Annotated in this window: 17 protein-coding genes; 11 read left to right on the top strand and 6 right to left on the bottom strand. The window is 65.3% G+C overall.

Features of this window, described 5'->3' with window-relative positions:
- Nucleotides 1-112 precede the first annotated feature (112 nt).
- The gene (locus tag MESOP_RS25000; protein ID WP_013896117.1) at nucleotides 113-1,012 is read left to right on the top strand and encodes an HNH endonuclease; all 900 of its coding nucleotides are present in this window, start codon (nucleotides 113-115) and stop codon (nucleotides 1,010-1,012) included.
- Nucleotides 1,013-1,062: 50 nt separating this feature from the next.
- Here MESOP_RS25000 and efp read toward each other — a convergent pair whose 3' ends face one another.
- Entirely contained in the window at nucleotides 1,063-1,629 is a 567-nt protein-coding gene (efp, locus tag MESOP_RS24995; RefSeq protein ID WP_023766508.1) for an elongation factor P, read from the bottom strand.
- A 126-nt stretch (nucleotides 1,630-1,755) separates the two neighbouring features.
- Between efp and epmA the strand changes: the two genes are divergently transcribed.
- The gene (epmA, locus tag MESOP_RS24990) at nucleotides 1,756-2,802 is read left to right on the top strand and encodes an EF-P lysine aminoacylase EpmA (protein ID WP_013896115.1); all 1,047 of its coding nucleotides are present in this window, start codon (nucleotides 1,756-1,758) and stop codon (nucleotides 2,800-2,802) included.
- An 18-nt stretch (nucleotides 2,803-2,820) separates the two neighbouring features.
- On the opposite strand, the gene MESOP_RS24985 is transcribed toward epmA, so the two are convergent.
- Complete coding sequence (locus MESOP_RS24985; RefSeq protein ID WP_013896114.1) at nucleotides 2,821-3,237, bottom strand: VOC family protein; 417 nt, start codon at nucleotides 3,235-3,237, stop codon at nucleotides 2,821-2,823.
- A gap of 169 nt (nucleotides 3,238-3,406) precedes the next feature.
- Here MESOP_RS24985 and MESOP_RS24980 point away from each other — a divergent pair, with 169 nt between their 5' ends.
- The 6 genes from MESOP_RS24980 to lpxK all read left to right on the top strand — a co-directional run bounded on the left by MESOP_RS24980 (nucleotide 3,407) and on the right by lpxK (nucleotide 9,113).
- Nucleotides 3,407-4,750, top strand: coding sequence for a TldD/PmbA family protein (locus MESOP_RS24980; protein ID WP_041164303.1), 1,344 nt, complete (start codon nucleotides 3,407-3,409; stop codon nucleotides 4,748-4,750).
- The gene (locus MESOP_RS24975) at nucleotides 4,737-5,540 is read left to right on the top strand and encodes a 3'(2'),5'-bisphosphate nucleotidase CysQ (protein WP_013896112.1); all 804 of its coding nucleotides are present in this window, start codon (nucleotides 4,737-4,739) and stop codon (nucleotides 5,538-5,540) included. The genes MESOP_RS24980 and MESOP_RS24975 overlap by 14 nt, the downstream gene beginning before the upstream one ends.
- A 76-nt stretch (nucleotides 5,541-5,616) precedes the next feature.
- Nucleotides 5,617-5,862 carry a DUF4170 domain-containing protein gene (locus MESOP_RS24970; RefSeq protein ID WP_013896111.1) on the top strand — a complete coding sequence of 82 codons (246 nt, stop codon included), beginning with the start codon at nucleotides 5,617-5,619 and terminating at the stop codon, nucleotides 5,860-5,862.
- A 5-nt stretch (nucleotides 5,863-5,867) separates the two neighbouring features.
- Nucleotides 5,868-6,659, top strand: coding sequence for a lysophospholipid acyltransferase family protein (locus tag MESOP_RS24965; protein WP_013896110.1), 792 nt, complete (start codon nucleotides 5,868-5,870; stop codon nucleotides 6,657-6,659).
- Nucleotides 6,656-7,972: a lipid IV(A) 3-deoxy-D-manno-octulosonic acid transferase gene (waaA, locus tag MESOP_RS24960; RefSeq protein ID WP_013896109.1), complete on the top strand. Its 1,317-nt coding sequence runs from the start codon at nucleotides 6,656-6,658 to the stop codon at nucleotides 7,970-7,972. Before MESOP_RS24965 ends, waaA begins: the two co-directional genes overlap by 4 nt.
- A gap of 115 nt (nucleotides 7,973-8,087) precedes the next feature.
- Nucleotides 8,088-9,113 carry a tetraacyldisaccharide 4'-kinase gene (gene lpxK, locus MESOP_RS24955; protein ID WP_013896108.1) on the top strand — a complete coding sequence of 342 codons (1,026 nt, stop codon included), beginning with the start codon at nucleotides 8,088-8,090 and terminating at the stop codon, nucleotides 9,111-9,113.
- Between the two features lie 96 nt (nucleotides 9,114-9,209).
- Here the strand turns inward: lpxK and MESOP_RS24950 are convergent, their stop codons facing one another.
- On the bottom strand, nucleotides 9,210-9,443 hold the full coding sequence (locus MESOP_RS24950; RefSeq protein WP_013896107.1) for a DUF2093 domain-containing protein: 234 nt from the start codon (nucleotides 9,441-9,443) through the stop codon (nucleotides 9,210-9,212).
- Between the two features lie 126 nt (nucleotides 9,444-9,569).
- On the opposite strand from MESOP_RS24950, the gene MESOP_RS24945 reads away from it, so the two are divergent.
- Complete coding sequence (locus MESOP_RS24945; RefSeq protein ID WP_013896106.1) at nucleotides 9,570-10,157, top strand: hypothetical protein; 588 nt, start codon at nucleotides 9,570-9,572, stop codon at nucleotides 10,155-10,157.
- 30 nt (nucleotides 10,158-10,187) lie between these two features.
- On the opposite strand, the gene MESOP_RS24940 is transcribed toward MESOP_RS24945, so the two are convergent.
- The gene (locus MESOP_RS24940) at nucleotides 10,188-11,114 is read right to left on the bottom strand and encodes a LysR substrate-binding domain-containing protein (protein ID WP_013896105.1); all 927 of its coding nucleotides are present in this window, start codon (nucleotides 11,112-11,114) and stop codon (nucleotides 10,188-10,190) included.
- 92 nt (nucleotides 11,115-11,206) lie between these two features.
- Here MESOP_RS24940 and MESOP_RS24935 point away from each other — a divergent pair, with 92 nt between their 5' ends.
- On the top strand, nucleotides 11,207-12,100 hold the full coding sequence (locus MESOP_RS24935; RefSeq protein ID WP_013896104.1) for a DMT family transporter: 894 nt from the start codon (nucleotides 11,207-11,209) through the stop codon (nucleotides 12,098-12,100).
- A 201-nt stretch (nucleotides 12,101-12,301) separates the two neighbouring features.
- Here the strand turns inward: MESOP_RS24935 and mutL are convergent, their stop codons facing one another.
- Together mutL and MESOP_RS24925 are read right to left on the bottom strand one after the other, a co-directional pair.
- Nucleotides 12,302-14,176, bottom strand: a complete 1,875-nt coding sequence (mutL, locus tag MESOP_RS24930; RefSeq protein WP_041164302.1) for a DNA mismatch repair endonuclease MutL — start codon at nucleotides 14,174-14,176, stop codon at nucleotides 12,302-12,304.
- A gap of 56 nt (nucleotides 14,177-14,232) precedes the next feature.
- Complete coding sequence (locus tag MESOP_RS24925) at nucleotides 14,233-15,135, bottom strand: LysR substrate-binding domain-containing protein (RefSeq protein WP_013896102.1); 903 nt, start codon at nucleotides 15,133-15,135, stop codon at nucleotides 14,233-14,235.
- Nucleotides 15,136-15,227: 92 nt separating this feature from the next.
- On the opposite strand from MESOP_RS24925, the gene MESOP_RS24920 reads away from it, so the two are divergent.
- Nucleotides 15,228-16,778, top strand: a complete 1,551-nt coding sequence (locus tag MESOP_RS24920) for a trimethylamine methyltransferase family protein (protein ID WP_013896101.1) — start codon at nucleotides 15,228-15,230, stop codon at nucleotides 16,776-16,778.
- The last annotated feature ends 29 nt before the right edge of the window (nucleotides 16,779-16,807 follow it).

Below are 16,807 nucleotides of genomic sequence, written 5' to 3'. Positions count from 1 at the left end.
AAAATCTGGAGCGGTTTGTCGGAGAGGGTAGTTTCTCTGGCCTAGACTAAGCTTCCAAGATCGAATTTTGGTGCTACATCTCGGCGGATATCCCCTAAATTACAGGAAGATCATGGGATTCGGGGTCTTCATCCACCGGTCGGATTCGATCTACGACGACAGCCCCGCTGAGCGATATCAGTTCCCCAGCCAGTATCTGCGTCGTGTGGAAGCATGCGTTGGTGACTGGATCATCTACTACGAACCAAGCAAAGTGGATGATACCCGCGGCTATTTCGCCATGGCCAAAGTCCAGCAGGTTATTCCCGATCCCGCTGCGCCTGGTATGTATCTCGCTTTGATTGAGCCAGGATCATACCTCGATTTTGCCAATCCTGTTCCATTTAATGGGACAGACGGTCTCGCTGAGCGGGGTCTGCTTAACGACCAAGGACGGATTTCCGGCCGCGCTCAATCTGCCGTCCGGCCAATCAGTCCAAGCGATTTCAACCGTATTGTCGATCTTGGCCTTGATGCCCGTGAGTTGCTGCTGCCACGCGTGGATGAGACCGGCATTTCCTCCGGGTTTGAGGACGAGGGGGCCGCATTCCAGTTCGAGCAGAGTCGTGATCGTGTGAGCTACATCGGATCGCGAATCGTGCGGGACCATATTTTCCGCCGCATCGTCTTGCGCGCCTATGACGAGCGCTGTGCGATCACGGGACTGAAGCTGATAAATGGAGGCGGTCGAGCAGAGGTTTCTGCCGCCCATATTCGACCTGTCGAAAAGAATGGACCAGATATCGTCAGCAATGGGATCGCGCTATCCGGTACCGCGCATTGGATGTTCGATCGAGGACTAATCAGCCTATCGGACGATCTGGAAATCCTGATATCGAGGCAGGTTAACGACCTGGCAAGCGTGCAGACGTTCATAAACAGGACTCGCCGCGCGATTCCGCCCCGCCGCCAAATTGAGCGCCCACATCCTCATTTTTTGCAATGGCATCGCGAGCACTGTTTCAAACAGTGAGGCATCGCTTGGCTTCCAGCTTGGGATTGGCGGACCTAAGGGTGCCCCCCTCAGTCCTTCGCCCGCTCCACATACGCGCCATCCGCCGTCATCACCACCACGCGGGTGCCGGGCGCGATGTGCGGCGGCACGGTGGTGCGGACGCCGTTGGAGAGGACGGCGGGCTTGTAGGAGGACGATGCCGTCTGGCCCTTTGTCGTCGGTTCGGTCTCGACCACTTCGAAGGTGGCGCGCTGCGGCAGCACCAGGGAGATGGCGATGCCGTTGAACTGCGAGACCTGCACCGGCATGCCTTCCTGCAGATAGGGCGCGGCGTCGCCGACCACGGCTTCCGACACCGCAACCTGATCGTAGGTTTCCGGATTCATGAAGTGATAGCCTTCGCCGTCGGCGTAGAGGAAGGTGTGCTCGCGCTCCTCGACATAGGCGCGCTCCACCTGCTCGGTGGTGCGGTAGCGCTCCGAGACCTTCACCCCGTCGCCGATGCGGCGCATGTCGAGCTGCGTCACCGGCGTGCCCTTGCCTGGGTGGATGTTTTCGGCAAAGAGGATCACATAAAGCTTGCCGTCCTTTTCGACGACATTGCCTTTGCGGAGCGAACTGGCGATGACTTTCACCACGGTTTTTTATCCTGCGAGAGTTGATGGGCGTTTGCCGGCTTCTGCGGCGCTGGATGGGGGCCTAGCGCATCTCGGCGCGAACCGCCAGCCCCCAGTGCAAACTGACACGCCCGCAGCCCGGCGATGACCGCCGCTTCGCCCTGGTGGACGCCTGACGTTCACGCCGACCGTCGCCCGCGCCTGATGCTGCGCAACGGCCTGACCACCGCCTTGCGTGACTGGTTCGCGGCCCAGGATTTCATCGAGGTGGAAACGGCGGCCCTGCAGATCTCGCCCGGCAACGAGGCCCATCTGGCGGCTTTCGCCACCGAGGTGGTCGGGCCCGATGGTGCGCGGTCGCCGCTGTACCTCCACACCTCGCCGGAATTCGCCTGCAAGAAGCTGCTTGCCGCCGGCGAGCGGCGCATTTTCAGCCTGGGGCCGGTCTGGCGCAATCGCGAGCGCGGCCCCTTGCACCATCCCGAATTCACCATGCTCGAATGGTACCGGGTGGGCGAGACCTATGGGAGCCTGATGCGCGACTGCGCCGATCTGCTGGCGCTGGCCGCGACCAGGGCAGGGGCCACGCGCTTTTCCTTCAGGGACCGCGATTGCGATCCGTTCGCCGAGCCCGAGCGGCTGACGGTGGCGGATGCCTTCACCCGTTATTCCGGCATCGATCTCCTGGCCACCGTCGCCGCCGACGGGAGCACAGACCGCGAGGCGCTTTACGCCGCCTTGATCAAGGCCGGCCTGCGCACGGCGCCCGACGACAGCTGGGCCGACCTGTTCAGCCGCGTCATGGTGGAAAAGATCGAGCCCAATCTTGGCATCGGCCGCGCGACCATCCTGTGCGAATACCCGGTCGCCGAGGCTGCACTTGCCCGGCCGAGCCCCGGAGATGCCCGCGTCGCCGAGCGCTTCGAGCTCTATTGCTGCGGGGTCGAGCTCGCCAACGGCTTTGGCGAACTGACCGACCCGGCCGAGCAGCGCCGGCGCTTCATCCTCGAAATGGATGAGAAAGAGCGCATCTATGGCGAGCGCTACCCGCTGGACGAGGATTTTCTCGCCGCCCTTGCCATCATGCCGCAGGCCAGCGGCATCGCGCTCGGCTTCGACCGGCTGGCGATGCTGGCGACCGGCGCGCGGAAGATCGAGGATGTGATCTGGACGCCGGTCACCGGGTCGTAAGTCCAGGCTCGCTCTGCCTCAATGTGCGAAAACCTGCTCCAGCGAGCGGAAACCCTTGAATTCCAAGGCATTGCCTGAGGGATCGCGAATGAACAGCGTCGCCTGTTCGCCGGGCTCTCCCTTGAAGCGCACCATCGGCCGTTCCAGCCAGTCGATGTCGTCGCGCGCTTCCAGCCGTGCCGCCAGGCGCTGCCACTCGTCCATCAACAGCACGGCGCCGAAATGCGGGATCGGCACCAAAATGCCATCAACCTTGCCGTCGCTTGGGGCCGGCGCGGCTTGTGGCCGCAAATGCGCCGACATCTGGTGGCCGAAGAGATCGAAATCGACCCAGGACGCCGAGGAGCGGCCGATCGCGCAGCCCAGCACCTCGCCATAGAAAATGCGGGTTTCATCGAGATCACGGACTGGAAAGGCGAGATGGAAAGGCGTCATCGAACATGCTCCGTGCAGGCTGCGGGCGGGTTTTTTGCTTCACTCGGTTCCTGAAGGAAGCCGTGAAGCTGCATTTTGATAGAGGCCTGTGCCATTGCACAAGCCGGACCGGAACAATAGATGGGTGGGCAGCGGCCAGACGCTGGCCGCAACAGCAGGAATCACAGGCATGGCCGATATAACAGACGCTGCAAGACTGACCGATCGCGTTGCGGCGCTGGTCGAGGCTGCCAAAAAGGCCGGCGCCGATGCCGCCGACGCCGTGGCCGTGCGCGGCCGCTCCACCGGCGTGTCGGTGCGGCTCGGCAAGGTCGAGGCCACCGAGGCTTCCGAGAGCGAGGATGTCGCGCTGCGCGTCTTCGTCGGCCAGAAGGTCGCCAGCGTTTCGGCGACCGCCGCGTCCGACCCGAAAGCGCTCGCCGAGCGCGCCGTGGCGATGGCGAAAGTGTCGCCGGAGGATCCCTATCAGGGCCTTGCCGATCCGGCACTGCTTGCCAAGCGGACGCCCGATCTCGATCTGTTCGACGCCACCGAAGTGTCAGCCGACCAGCTGAAGGAGGCGGCATTGGCGGCGGAAGCGGCCGCCCTTGCCGTCAAGGGCGTCACCAATTCGTCCGGCAGCAGCGCCGGCGCCGGCATGGGCGGTCTTGTGCTGGCCACCTCGCACGGCTTTCTCGGTCATTATGTCGTCTCGCGCTTTTCGCGCTCGGCCAGCGTCATTGCCGGCGAGGGCACCGGCATGGAGCGCGACTATGAATTCTCCTCGCGCCTGCATTTTGGCGATCTCGATGCGCCCGAAGACATCGGCCGCAAGGCCGGCGAACGCGCGGTGCGCCGGATCGGCGCGCGCAAGGCGGCGACCGGGCCGGTCGACGTGGTGTTCGACCCGCGGGTTGCCCGCGGCATCGCCGGCCATCTTGCCGGCGCCATCAATGGCGCCTCCGTCGCGCGCAAAACCTCGTTCCTGCGCGACATGATGGGCAAGCAGGTCGCGGCTGCCGCCATCACCGTCACCGACGAACCGCTGCGGCGGCGTGGCCAGGCGTCGCGTCCGTTCGACGGCGAAGGCATCGAGGGCGAGAAGCTTCTCATGGTCGAAAAGGGCGTCCTCAACCACTGGTTCCTGTCGACGTCCGCCGCGCGTGAGCTTGGCCTTGTCACCAACGGGCGTGGATCGCGCAGCGGCTCCTCCGTCTCCCCATCCTCCACCAATCTCGCCATCGAGCCGGGAGAACGCTCGCCGCAGGACATGATCAAGTCGCTCAAGAGCGGCTTCTACGTCACCGAAGTGTTCGGCCAGGGCGTCGACATGATCACCGGCGAATACAGCCGCGGCGCCTCCGGCTTCTGGATCGAGAATGGCGCGCTGGCCTATCCGGTCGCTGAAGTCACCATCGCCTCCAATCTGAAGACCATGTTCCTGAACATGGTGCCGGCTGATGACCTCGACCGCAATTTCGGCACGGCGGCCCCCACGCTTCTGATCGAAGGCATGACCCTTGCCGGAGCATGAGCTGATCTCGACCGACGCTACGGAAGACCTGCCGCTGCTGCGCGACGCCGCCCGCGAGGCGGGCCTCATCGCCATGCGCTACTTCGGCCAAAGCCCGCAGGTCTGGATGAAGGGCGGCACCTCGCCGGTGAGCGAAGCCGATCACGCGGCGGACGCCTATCTGCGCCAGACGCTGCTGGCGGCGCGGCCGGATTATGGCTGGCTGTCGGAAGAGACCGTCGATGATCCGGCCCGGCTTTCGGCGCGCCGCACCTTCGTCGTCGACCCGATCGACGGCACGCGCGGCTTCCTGGAGGGCCAGCGCACCTGGTGCGTCAGCGTCGCCGTCGTCGAAAATGGCCGCACGCTCGCCGGCGTGCTCGAATGCCCGGCGTTGAACGAGACCTATTGGGCGCTGCCCGGCCAGGGCGCCTTCCGCAACGGCAAGCGCATCGCGGTGCGCCAGCCCGGCGAGAAGGCCGAGATTTCAGGGTTGAAGCAGCTCATCGACCTGATGCCGGCCGGCTGGCAGAAGCGGCTGACGCGGGCACCCTACAGCCCTTCGCTCGCCTACCGCGTGGCGATGATCGCCAACGGCACGCTCGACGGCACCTTCGTCAAGCCGAACGCCCATGACTGGGACATTGCCGCCGCCGACCTCATCCTGCGCGAGGCCGGCGGGCAGTTGCTCGACCCGCATGGCCGTGCGCCGCTCTATGCCGGCGAGGTGACCCGCCACGGCGCGCTCGCCGCCGGCAGCGGCGACCTACTGGCGGTGCTGGTCGACGTCATCGCCGGGCTGGACGCGTGAAAGCGTTTTCGAAGGTTCCAAAGTCGACGGCTTTGGTCTAGACCTGTCACAAACTCACGATATGTGAAGGACCGACATGGCCGCGGAAGACGGAAAGAAACAGCTTTTGCATCTGGTGTTCGGCGGCGAACTGAAGAAGCTTGGCGGCACCGAGTTCCGCGATCTCGATGGGCTCGACATCGTCGGCATCTATCCCGACTATCAATCCGCGCATACGGCGTGGAAAGCCAAGGCGCAAGCCAGCGTGGACAATGCTCATATGCGTTATTTCGTCGTTCATCTGCACCGTCTCCTGGATCCCGACAGCAAGGCCGCCGGTTGACCTCGATGGAGCATGACCTGGCGAAAGGGCCAGCCGGCGATGCCGCGCCCACGGGCAGGGGCGGCAGGCGCACGACCAAGACCTTCTGGCGCAAGATCCGCGAACCGCTCGCCCAGTCGCGATTCGTCAAGAACGCTATTGCCAGCCTGCTGGCGCAATTCGTGCGCCTGGTGCGCCTGACCAGCCCGCTGGTCGCCGGATCGGCGCGCTTTTCGGGAGGCGCCTACGCCGAGTTCGAGCCCGGGATCATCGCCCTGTGGCACGGCCAGCATCTGTTGACGCCGGCCTATTACCCCAAGCGCAAGCCGCTGGTCGCCATGGTGTCGCGCAGCGCCGATGCCGAGCTCAACGCGCTGATGCTGGAGAAATTCGGCATCGAGGCTGTGCGCGGCTCGGGCGGCCGCGAGAATGCCAGGCATCTCGACAAGGGCGGGGCCAAGGCGCTCATCGCCCTGAAAAAGTCGCTCACGGCCGGCAAGAACGTCGCCATGATCGCAGACATTCCCCACGGCACGCCGCGCGACGCGGGGCTCGGTATCGTCCTCCTGGCGCGCCTCTCGGGCCGGCCGCTGCTGCCAGTCGCCATCGCCACCAGCCGCCGCAAGGTGCTGGAGAAGAGCTGGGACAAGACCACCATCAACCTGCCGTTCGGCCGTTCCGCGGTGACCATCGGCACGCCGATCTTCGTGCCGGCCGACGCCGACGAAGCCGAAATGGAGCGCAAGCGCCAGGAAGTGACAGTCGCGCTCAACGCCGCCACCGCCGAGGCTTACCGTCTCGTGGATGGCCCGCGATGAGCGGTCGCTGGGCGCGCGCCATGCTGTCGGCATACCGGTTCGCCGGTGCCGCCGCCTATCCGCTGGTCGGCCCCTATGTCGCCTGGCGCACCTCGCGCGGCAAGGAGGACCGCAACCGCCGCCGCGAGCGCTACGGCGTCGCCGGCCGCCCGCGCCCCGAAGGGCCGGTGATCTGGATCCATGCCGCGAGCGTCGGCGAAACCATCGCCGTCGTGCCGCTGGTCGAGAGCATTCTCGACTATGGCGTCAACATCGTGCTGACCACCGGCACCGTGACATCGGCCCAGGTCGCCGACGAGCGGCTTGGCGACCGCATCATCCACCAATATGTGCCGCTCGACCTGAAGCCGGCGGTCAGCCGGTTCCTCGATCACTGGCGCCCGGACCTGGCGATCATCGCCGAATCCGAGATCTGGCCGATGACCATCCTCGAGCTCGGCGCCCGCCACGTGCCGCAGGTGCTGGTCAACGGCCGGCTGTCCGACCGCTCGTTCACCTCGTGGAAGAAGCGGGCCAACATCGCCGAGGCGCTGTTCGAGAACCTCGCCCATGTCGTCGCTCAATCCGATGTCGACGGCGAGCGTTTTCGCGCGCTGGGCGCCCGGCCGGTCACGGTGTCGGGCAACCTCAAGGTCGACACCAACCCGCCGCCGGTCGATGATCGGGCGCTGGGCACCTTGCAGCGGCAGATCGGCAGCCGTCCGACCTGGGCGGCGATCTCGACCCATGATGGCGAGGAGGTGGTCGCCGCGGAAGTCCACGCGACGCTGCACAAGCGTCACCACGGCTTGCTGACGATCGTCGTTCCGCGCCATCCCGATCGTGCCGAAGCCCTTGCCGCGCAGATTTCCGGCATGGGCCTGAAGGTCGCGCGGCGCAGCAGGGGCGATCGCATCGGACCCGACACCGATATCCTGCTCGGCGATACGATCGGCGAGATGGGGCTCTATCTCAGGCTGACCGAGATTGCTTTCGTCGGCCGCTCGCTGACGTCCGAGGGCGGGCAGAACCCGCTTGAACCGGCCATGCTCGATACGGCGGTTCTGGCCGGCCGCAATGTGCAGAATTTTCGCGAGGCCTATCAGCGCCTGATCGACAGCGGCGGCGCCAAGCTGGTGCGCGACCGCGACATGCTGGCCGGTGCCGTCAACTTCCTTTTGACCAACGAAGTGGCGCGCCACGAGATGATGGCGGCGGGCATAGCGACCGTCGACGAGATGCGCGGCGCTCTGGCGCGCACGCTGAAATCGCTTGAACCCTATATCCAGCCCCTGGTCGTCAAGTCGCGCCTGAAGGGCGCCAACGGGCGCTAGAGCCGGATGATTTCAGGTCTATTCGACCTGAAATCTGAATCCGCCTCTAAATCAAGGAGATAGAGCATGATGTCACCCGAAAACCGTTTCACACTTTTCGGCATCATGCTCTAACGTGGCGTCCGAAGCACCACCATTCTGGTGGGAAGAGCCGGACTGGAAAGTCCTGGCACTGTCGCCGCTGTCGGCCGTCTATGCGTTCGTCGCCGGCCGCGGCATGCGGCGCGCGCGGCGCGAGAAGATCGAGGCGCCGGTCCTGTGCGTCGGCAATTTCACCGTCGGCGGCACCGGCAAGACGCCGGTGGCCATCGCGCTCGCCCAACAGGCCAAGCGCATGCAGCTCAAGCCCGGCTTCCTGTCGCGCGGCCATGGCGGCTCTTTCGCCGAGCCGCATGTCGTCGATAGCCATCACGACAGCGCCAGGCATGTCGGCGACGAGCCGCTGCTGCTCGCCGAACATGCGCCAGTTGCGGTGACGCCCAATCGCGCCGCCGGCGCCCGGCTGCTGCTGGAAAGGCACGGCTGCGACTTCCTGATCATGGATGACGGATTTCAGAGCGCGCGCATCCATATCGACTACGCGCTGGTCGTGGTCGATGCCCGCTACGGCATCGGCAATGGCCGCGTCATCCCGGGCGGCCCGCTCCGGGCCAAAATCGTCGACCAGCTGGTCTTCACCAGCGGGCTCTTGAAGATGGGCGAGGGCAACGCCGCCGACCCCGTGGTGCGCCAGGCCGCGCGTGCCGGCCGGCCGATCTTCGAGGCCCACACCGAGCCAAGCAGCAAGGCGGGGCTCGCCGGCAAGCGGTTCCTGGCCTTCGCCGGCATCGGCCATCCCGAGAAATTCTTCGACACCATTCGGGAGGCCGGCGGCGAGGTGGCTCTTTCGCGGCCCTTCCCGGACCATCATTTCTACGCCGAGGACGAGCTGGCCGAACTGGCGATGACGGCGCGCGCCGAAGGCCTCGCCCTCATCACCACGGCCAAGGATGCCGCCCGACTGCGCCACGGCGCCCCGCAGGACTTCCTCGACCGCCTCGACGTGCTGGAAATCGACACGGTGTTCGAACTCGACCATGTGCCTGAGCGCATCATCGAGGAAACGCTCGATGCCTGGCGGCAGCGCAAGCTGAAGGGCTAAGCAATTCCAGGAAAAGTGTGAACGGTTTTCCGTCCGGAATTGCGTCAAAACAAAGAGTTAGAGCGATTCGCCGTTTCCATGAAACGGTGAAACGCTCTAGCTGCGCCTGCGCAGCTCCGGATGCACTTCGATTTCGCGGCGCAGCGAAGCGGTGGCGCTCGCATAAGGCTCCTGCCTGGCGACGCTCCAGTATTTCAGTTCATCCAACGGGATGCTTTCCCCTGTCACGGCACAGCGCACGAACGAGCCGGGGCTGGTGACCTGGAAATCGCCATCGAGGTAGCGGATGCGGGCTTCCTTGCCGCCCGGGCCTTCAAAACGGTTCATCATGCGCTGGTGCCGAATGTCATGGAGATTTCATCGCCACAAATCTGCGGCCGGGTCAAGCATGCGACAAGCCTCAGACAATGCTGAGGCGCTACGACAGGTGTGAAAAGCGCTTTTGTTGGGGGCACGATGGATATTTCTTCCGCCCGCCTGGCTTCCTTGCTCAAGGAAGCGATGACGCCGCAACCCGTGCCGTTGGCGAAAGCCGATCCGGTCAGGGCGGCTTTGGTCAGGGAATTGGTCCAGCCCGCCACACCTTCCTTGTTCGCTCAACGGACGGCGCCGGCGCTATTGGCGATGCCCGCGGTGCCGATGGCCGTCAGATCGCAGCAGATTGCTTCGGCCGGTATCGTCGAGGCCTATCAGGCGCAGCTCGAGACGAGGGACGAGGCGGTGCTGGCAACGGTCGCGGCGAGAAAGGCAACGCCCGAAGCCGAAACGCAGCGCGGCTTCGTGCCGCCTTCGGCAACAGCCAACGACAACGCTCCCGCCAGGACCGCGGGCCTGTCCCTGCTGTCGTTCATCCCGCCGCCGGCTCCGGTTCCACGCGGCAGTGCCGTTCCGGATACACCGGCAGGACGGCACAGACCGGCCAATCAATCCCACGGTGCGGCGCCGAACCCCGAACGCCTGCTGGTGAAGATCGGCTTTGTTTCGATCATGACCGGCCTGTTGGCGACCATGATCTTCGGCTTCGTCCTGCTGCTGTTTCGCTGAAATCCGGATCAGCCAGGAATATGTTGGAGCCTATCGCTCGGCCTCTATGAACGCCTCGATCTTCTCCGCCGCCAAGCCAGCCTGCTGCGCGATGCGGCGGGCGAGATCGGCCGCGGCCGTGCGTGGCCGTCCCATCGGCCGATCGAGCCAGTAGGACACCGGATTGAGCGCTGTGCGCTCATCGACGGCGGTGATGCGGCCCGACGTCAGCTGATGCCCGCTCAGCGGCGGCCGCGCCAGCGCGATGCCAAGCCCATAGGCGGCCGCGTCGAGCACCAGATTGTAATCCTCGAAGCGGCGGTCCTGCGGGCGCGGCCGGTAGTCCATGCCTTGCGCCGCGAACCAGGCACGCCAGCCGGAGGCGTCGGAATCGTTGATCAGCGGAAATTTGAGCAGCCGGGCCGGGTCACCGCGGCCGATCTCGCGCGCCAACTCCGGTGAGGCGACTGGGAAGACATGCTCTTCGAAAAGCTGCACCGAAACACGGCCCGGAATGCCGCCGCGGCCACAGCGGATCGACAGGTCGATGCCCTCGTCGGCAAGGTCGGCCTGGCGGACGTCGACATCGAGCACGATGCGCAGCTTGGAGGGATTGTTCTCCAGGGCCGCCATGCGCGGCATCAGCCAAAGCCCGCTCACCGACGGGATCGAGGTCAGCCGCACGACCGCCGTGCCGCGCGGCTCTACCCAGCGGTCGGAATGGCTCGATATCAGCGCGAAAGCTTCCGACGTGCGCAGATGCAGCCGGTTGCCTTCGATCGTCAGCGAGACGCCCCGGGCGCCCCGGTCGAACACTTTCAGCCCCAGCCAATCCTCGAGCTTGGCGATCTGCCGGCTGACCGCGCCGTGGGTGATGTTGAGTTTCTCGGCCGCCGCCGAAAAGCTGCCGGTTCGCGCCGCCGCGTCGAAGGCCCGCAGGGTTTCGAGAGGCACCATCGTATCTGAGCTGTGATCCATAGTCACAGGTGATCCTCGATTTGGTCGTTTGTCAACGGACCGAAAAAGACGTTTTCTGCCTTTCAGGACGAGAAGAACACAAGGAGAGTGAGATGGGCGCGATGACGGGCACGTTGAATCAGACACAGCGCATGGATACCACGGCTATCGTCGCCGTGGCCCTGACGGTGGTCGGCTGGGCGTCCGCCTTCCCGGCGATCCGCGCCGGCCTCGCTGCCTTTCAGCCGCTGGAACTCGGCGCCATGCGCTTCGCCATCGCCGCGGTACCGGCGGCGATCTTCCTTGCCGTCAAGCGCCCGGCGCTGCCCAGGATCGGCGAATTGTGGCGCTTCGCCTTTGGCGGCGCCATCTTCGTCGCGCTCTACACCGCCATGCTCAATTTCGGCGAACTGACCGTCTCGGCCGGTGCCGCCGGCTTCATCATCAATGTCAGCCCGATCTTCACCGCCATCATGGCGATGGCGCTTCTGGGCGAGCGCTTCTCCGGCATGGCGTGGCTCGGCACCGTTATTTCCTTCGCCGGCATCGGCATCATTGCCATGGCCGACGGCAACGGCCTGCACTTCAATGCCGGCGCTCTGCTGGTGCTGGGCTCAGCGCTGTGCTCGGCCGTCAACACCATCGTCCAGAAGCCGCTGTTCGCCCGCCACCATCCGCTGACCATTTCAGCCTCCAACATGGTGCTCGGCGCGCTCTGCCTTGCGCCCTTCCTGCCTGCCGCTTTCCAGCAGGCGGCTGTCGCCGACACCGCCGGTCTCGGCGCCGTCATCTATCTCGGCATCGTGCCGAGCCTGATCGCCTATGCCGCCTGGGCGACCGCCCTGTCGCGCCTGCCTGCGGCGCGTGCCTCGAATTTCCTCTATCTGGTCTCGCCGGTGTCCGCCCTGATCGGCTTCTTCTGGCTCGGCGAAGTGCCGACCCTGCTCGGCATCCTCGGCGGCGCACTGGCGCTCGGGGGTGTGATCGTGGTCAATTTGAAGCGGTGAATCAGGGAGTTGGGATTGTTCCTTGATTCGAAAAGAGCCGCTTAAGCGGCTCTTTTCGGACCCCCACCCCGCTGCTTCGCAGCGACCCTCCCCACAAGGGGGAGGGTAAAGAGCGAGGCTCCCTACCTCCTCCTTGTGGGGAGGTCGGACCGAAGGTCCGGGTGGGGGTGCTTGGCGCCGACGGAGGGGGCCGCCCTGCCTTCACCGCCGCCCGAACAGCCGCTCGATATCAGCCAGTTTGAGCTCGATATAGGTCGGCCGCCCATGGTTGCAGGTTCCGGAGCCCGGCGTCGCCTCCATCTGCCGCAGCAGCGCGTTCATCTCCTCGGGCTTGAGCAGCCGGCCGGAGCGCACCGATCCGTGGCAGGCCATGGTGGCCGCGATCTTGTCCAGCCGCTCCTTCAGCGTCTCGACCGTGTCGTTGTCGGCGATCTCGTCGGCGAGGTCGCGCACCAATTGGCCGACATTGGTCTCGCCCAGCATCGACGGCGTCTCGCGCACCGCGACGGCGCCCGGACCGAAACGCTCGATGCCGAGCCCGAAGCGGGCGAGCGTTTCCGAATGCATGGCGAGCCGCTCGGCATCCTCTTCCGGCAGATCGATGATTTCCGGCAGAAGCAGCATCTGGGAGGGGACCGGCCGCGAATGCAGCGCGTTCTTCAGCGCTTCATAGACCAGCCGCTCATGCGCGGCATGCTGGTCGACGATGACCAGCGAATCGCGGGTTTGCGCCACGATGTAGTTCTCGTGCACCTGCGCGCGTGCCGCGCCGAGCACCGCGCCGAGCAGCGTCTCGGCCGCCTCGCTCTGCCCGGCGCGCGCATCGGCGCTGGCAAGCGGGCCGGCATCGAACGCCGCCTGGTCGGGCTCGCGCAAACCGCGGTGTTCGAATCCTCCGCCTTCAAAACCCATATCGAGCGGACGCTGCGACGATCGCGCCGGATCGAAACCGGCCGAGCCGGAGGCGTGGTACGATGCTTCGTAGCTGCGATGGCCGTTGGCCGGGCCGCCATGGCCGTAGGATGCGGCACTCGGCCGGAACGCCGCCATCATGCCGGCCGCTCCCGTGGTGGCTGAACGGATGCCGGCATCGGCCAGTGCCTGGCGAATGGCGCCGACGATCAGCCCGCGCACCAGGCCCGGATCGCGAAAACGGACGTCGGCCTTGGCCGGGTGGACGTTGACGTCGACGGTTCCCGGATCGAGAGTCAGGAACAGCACCGTCACCGCGTGGCGGTCGCGCGGCAGGACATCGGCGAAGGCGCCTCGGATGGCGCCGGCGATCAGCTTGTCGCGCACCGGCCGGCCGTTGACATAGGCATATTGCTGCAGCGCGTTGGCGCGGGTGAAGGAGGGGATCGAAACGTGCCCCGTCAGATGCACGCCTTCGCGCATCGCGTCGATGGCGATGGAATTGTCGGGAAACTCGGCACCCATCACCTGGGCGACGCGGCGCAGGCTGCCTTCGGCACTTTCGTCGGTTGCCGGCAATTCCAGCGTCGAGCGGTCGGAGCCGGCCAGTGTGAACCGCACGGCGGGAAAGGCGATGGCGATGCGCTTGACCACGTCGCTGATGGCCGAGCTTTCGGCGCGCTCGCCCTTCATGAATTTCAGCCGTGCCGGTGTTGCGAAGAACAGGTCGCGCACCTCGACCGTGGTGCCGCGATTGGCCGCCGCCGGCCTGACGGGCAGGATGCGGCCGCCCTCGATGCCGATCTCGGCGGCGCTATCGCCCAGGGCTGTGCGCGAGCGGATCGACAGCCGCGACACCGAGCCGATCGATGGCAGCGCCTCACCGCGAAAACCGAGTGAGCGAATGTCGTGGATATCCTCGGCAAGCTTGGACGTGCAGTGGCGCGCGATGGCCAGCGAAAGCTCATGTTCGGGGATGCCGGAGCCGTCATCGGTGACCCGGATCAGGTTTAGCCCGCCGCCAGCGGTGACAACCTCGACCTTGCTCGCACCGGCATCGAGCGCGTTCTCGACCAGTTCCTTGACCACGCTTGCCGGACGCTCGATGACTTCGCCGGCGGCGATCTGGTTGATCATCGTTTCGGAAAGCTGGCGAATGGGCATGACGACAGTATAGGCGGATTCGTATCGCGCGGGCGAGGGCGAACTGAGCAAACGAACTATGCCTGCGCGACCAGCCAATCCCTGACCTTGCGGGCATTGTCGCTGAGTTCGCGGTTCTTCGGCCAGATGACGTGGAATCCGATGCCGGTCCTCAGCACATGATCCGTCACGGGCACCAACAGCCCAGATGCCACGAGGCGCTCGACGAGATGACGCCAGCCGAGCGATATGCCTTGGCCCTCCATGACCGCCTGAATCACCAGGGCATAGTCATTGATGCGCAATCCGCGCTCGGCATTGCGCAGGCTGGTTCCGGCTGACGCGAACCATTCGTCCCAGTTCGGGGCCTCGCGGTAGGGCTCCTCCAGATGGATGAGCCGGTGCATGGCAAGTTCAGCGACGGTCTCCGGCAGCCCAAACTTCGCCAGATAGTTGGGGCCCGCAACCGGGAAGATCTCCTCGTCGGCAAGCGAAAGCGAATGATAATCCGGCCAGTCGCGCGGCACGCCGCCGCGCACGCCGAGCGGGATGCCCTCGGCGATGATGTCGAGGTCGCGGTCGGCGGTCTGGATGCGCAGATCGACGCCCGGCAGTTCGTCGCGGAACTGCTGCAGGCGCGGCATCATCCAGAACGAGCCGAAGGCGGTCGAGGCGGCGAGCGTCACATGGCCGCCGGTCGCCTGCAGGCGCAGATCCTCCGCCGACTTGCGGATATGCGACAGCCCGAGCGAGACGTCGGCGTGGAAGCGCTCGCCGGCTTCCGTTAGGAGAACCTGGCGGTGGCGGCGCTGGAAGAGCTTGGCGCCGAGTTTTTCCTCAAGCCCGCGCACGGCGTAGGAGACGGCCGCCTGCGTCATGCCGAGCTCGCGACCGGCGGCGGTGAAGCTCGACAGCCGGCCGGCCGCCTCGAAGACGATCAGGCTGCCGGCCGAGGGCAGGAGGTGGCGCAGGCTTCGCATAAGGAGAGTTTATACAAGAGATCAGGATTTTCCAGCGTCACAGCTATATCTCGGCTCGCTAAGTTGACGGGGCTGTTGGAGGATGAGTTGCCATGAATGCACCGGCCGTTGCCATGACCGAACACGCCAACCGCAGAAGTGGCGGCCGCCTGGGGCGCAAGGCGCTGCGAGGCGCTCCGGTCACGTCGTTCCCGACGCTGGTGCGCGAGATCCCCGCCTATCAGATGGTCCCTGACGAGGCGGTGGAGTTGATCCACCAGGAATCGCTCTCGATCCTCGAAGAGGTGGGCTGCGAGTTCCGCGACGATGAGGCGATCGCGCTATGGAGGGCCGCCGGAGCCGATGTCTCCGAGACGCGCGTCCGTATCGACCGTGCGCTCTTGATGGAACTGGTCTCCAAGGTCCCATCGGAGTTCACCCTCAATGCCCGCAACCCCGAGCGTACCGTGCGCGTCGGCGGCAAGAATTCCATCTTCGTGCCGATGTATGGTGCACCCTACGTGCGCGACCTCGACAACAACAGGCGCTATGGCTCGCTCGGCGACCTCAACAATTTCCACAAGCTCGCCTACATGGCGCCGGCGCTGCACTCGTCGAGCTCGGTCATCTGCGAGCCGATGGAAATTGCGGTGCCGAAGCGTCACCTCCACATCATCCATTCGGCGCTGAAGCATTCCGACAAGCCGTTCATGGGCATCGTCACCTCGAAGGAACGCGCCGAGGACACGATGGCGATGGCGGGCATCGTGTTCGGCGAGGAGTTCGTCCGCGACAATCCCGTCCTGGTGTCGATCACCAACTGCAATTCGCCGCTGGTGTGGGACGCCACCATGCTTGACGCCATGAAGGTCTATGCGCGCCACAACCAGCCGCTGATCCTGGCGCCCTTCGCGCTGTGCGGCGCCTCGACCTCGGCCTCCGCGGTCGGTGCGGTCGCGCAGGTCAATGCGGAAGCGCTGGCCGGCGTCGCCTTCACGCAGCTCTTGCGTCCGGGTTCGCCGCAGATCTACGGACAGTTCATGGTCACGGTCGACATGAAGACCGGGGCGCCGATGGGCGGCACGCCGGAGGCGGCCCAGATGATGTACCTGATGGGCGCGCTGGCCAGGAAATACCGGCTGCCTTGGCGCACCTCCGGCTTCCATGTCGGCTCGAAGCTCAACGACGCCCAGGCCGGCTACGAGGCGAACATGCTGATGCACGCCGCCATCCTCGCCGGCGCCAACTACATCTGGCATTCCGCCGGATGGCTGGAGGCGGGGCTGACCTGCGGCTATTCGAAATTCGCCACCGACTGCGAACAGCTCATCGGCTGGTACAAATATGCCGGCGGGCTGCCGTTCGACGACTTCAAGGAAGCGATGGCGGCAATCCGCGAAGTGGGGCCGCAGGGCCATTTCCTCGGCACCCAGCATACGCTCGAACATTTCGAGTCCGCTTTCTTCATGCCCTCGATCATGGACTTCAATTCGTTCGAACAGTGGAAGGCCGAAGGGGCGAAGGACCACGACACCCGCGGCCGCGAGAAAGCGCGCAACATGCTCGCCGACTATGAAGAGCCGAAGCTCGATGAGGGTGTCGCCGAGGGTCTCGCGGATTTTATCGCCCGGCGCGAGGAAAAGCTGCCGGACAGCGTTAGTTGAGAGAGAACGGGCAAAGAACCGACGAAACC

Source organism: Mesorhizobium opportunistum WSM2075, assembly GCF_000176035.2.
GTDB classification, from domain to species: domain Bacteria; phylum Pseudomonadota; class Alphaproteobacteria; order Rhizobiales; family Rhizobiaceae; genus Mesorhizobium; species Mesorhizobium opportunistum.
Note: the sequence above shows the minus strand (reverse complement) of the source record. Positions and strands in the feature narration are given on the sequence as shown.

What these genes read in the sequence shown, in the direction of transcription:
- MESOP_RS24970 (WP_013896111.1), top strand. Translation starts at nt 5,617, where the DNA reads ATGGCCGCGGAAGACGGAAAGAAACAGCTTTTGCATCTGGTGTTCGGC.
- MESOP_RS24940 (WP_013896105.1), bottom strand. Translation starts at nt 11,114, where the DNA reads ATGGATCACAGCTCAGATACGATGGTGCCTCTCGAAACCCTGCGGGCC.
- MESOP_RS24980 (WP_041164303.1), top strand. Translation starts at nt 3,407, where the DNA reads ATGGCCGATATAACAGACGCTGCAAGACTGACCGATCGCGTTGCGGCG.
- MESOP_RS24945 (WP_013896106.1), top strand. Translation starts at nt 9,570, where the DNA reads ATGGATATTTCTTCCGCCCGCCTGGCTTCCTTGCTCAAGGAAGCGATG.
- epmA (WP_013896115.1), top strand. Translation starts at nt 1,756, where the DNA reads ATGACCGCCGCTTCGCCCTGGTGGACGCCTGACGTTCACGCCGACCGT.
- waaA (WP_013896109.1), top strand. Translation starts at nt 6,656, where the DNA reads ATGAGCGGTCGCTGGGCGCGCGCCATGCTGTCGGCATACCGGTTCGCC.
- mutL (WP_041164302.1), bottom strand. Translation starts at nt 14,176, where the DNA reads ATGCCCATTCGCCAGCTTTCCGAAACGATGATCAACCAGATCGCCGCC.
- MESOP_RS24965 (WP_013896110.1), top strand. Translation starts at nt 5,868, where the DNA reads ATGGAGCATGACCTGGCGAAAGGGCCAGCCGGCGATGCCGCGCCCACG.
- MESOP_RS24985 (WP_013896114.1), bottom strand. Translation starts at nt 3,237, where the DNA reads ATGACGCCTTTCCATCTCGCCTTTCCAGTCCGTGATCTCGATGAAACC.
- MESOP_RS25000 (WP_013896117.1), top strand. Translation starts at nt 113, where the DNA reads ATGGGATTCGGGGTCTTCATCCACCGGTCGGATTCGATCTACGACGAC.
- MESOP_RS24920 (WP_013896101.1), top strand. Translation starts at nt 15,228, where the DNA reads ATGAATGCACCGGCCGTTGCCATGACCGAACACGCCAACCGCAGAAGT.
- MESOP_RS24935 (WP_013896104.1), top strand. Translation starts at nt 11,207, where the DNA reads ATGGGCGCGATGACGGGCACGTTGAATCAGACACAGCGCATGGATACC.
- MESOP_RS24950 (WP_013896107.1), bottom strand. Translation starts at nt 9,443, where the DNA reads ATGATGAACCGTTTTGAAGGCCCGGGCGGCAAGGAAGCCCGCATCCGC.
- MESOP_RS24925 (WP_013896102.1), bottom strand. Translation starts at nt 15,135, where the DNA reads ATGCGAAGCCTGCGCCACCTCCTGCCCTCGGCCGGCAGCCTGATCGTC.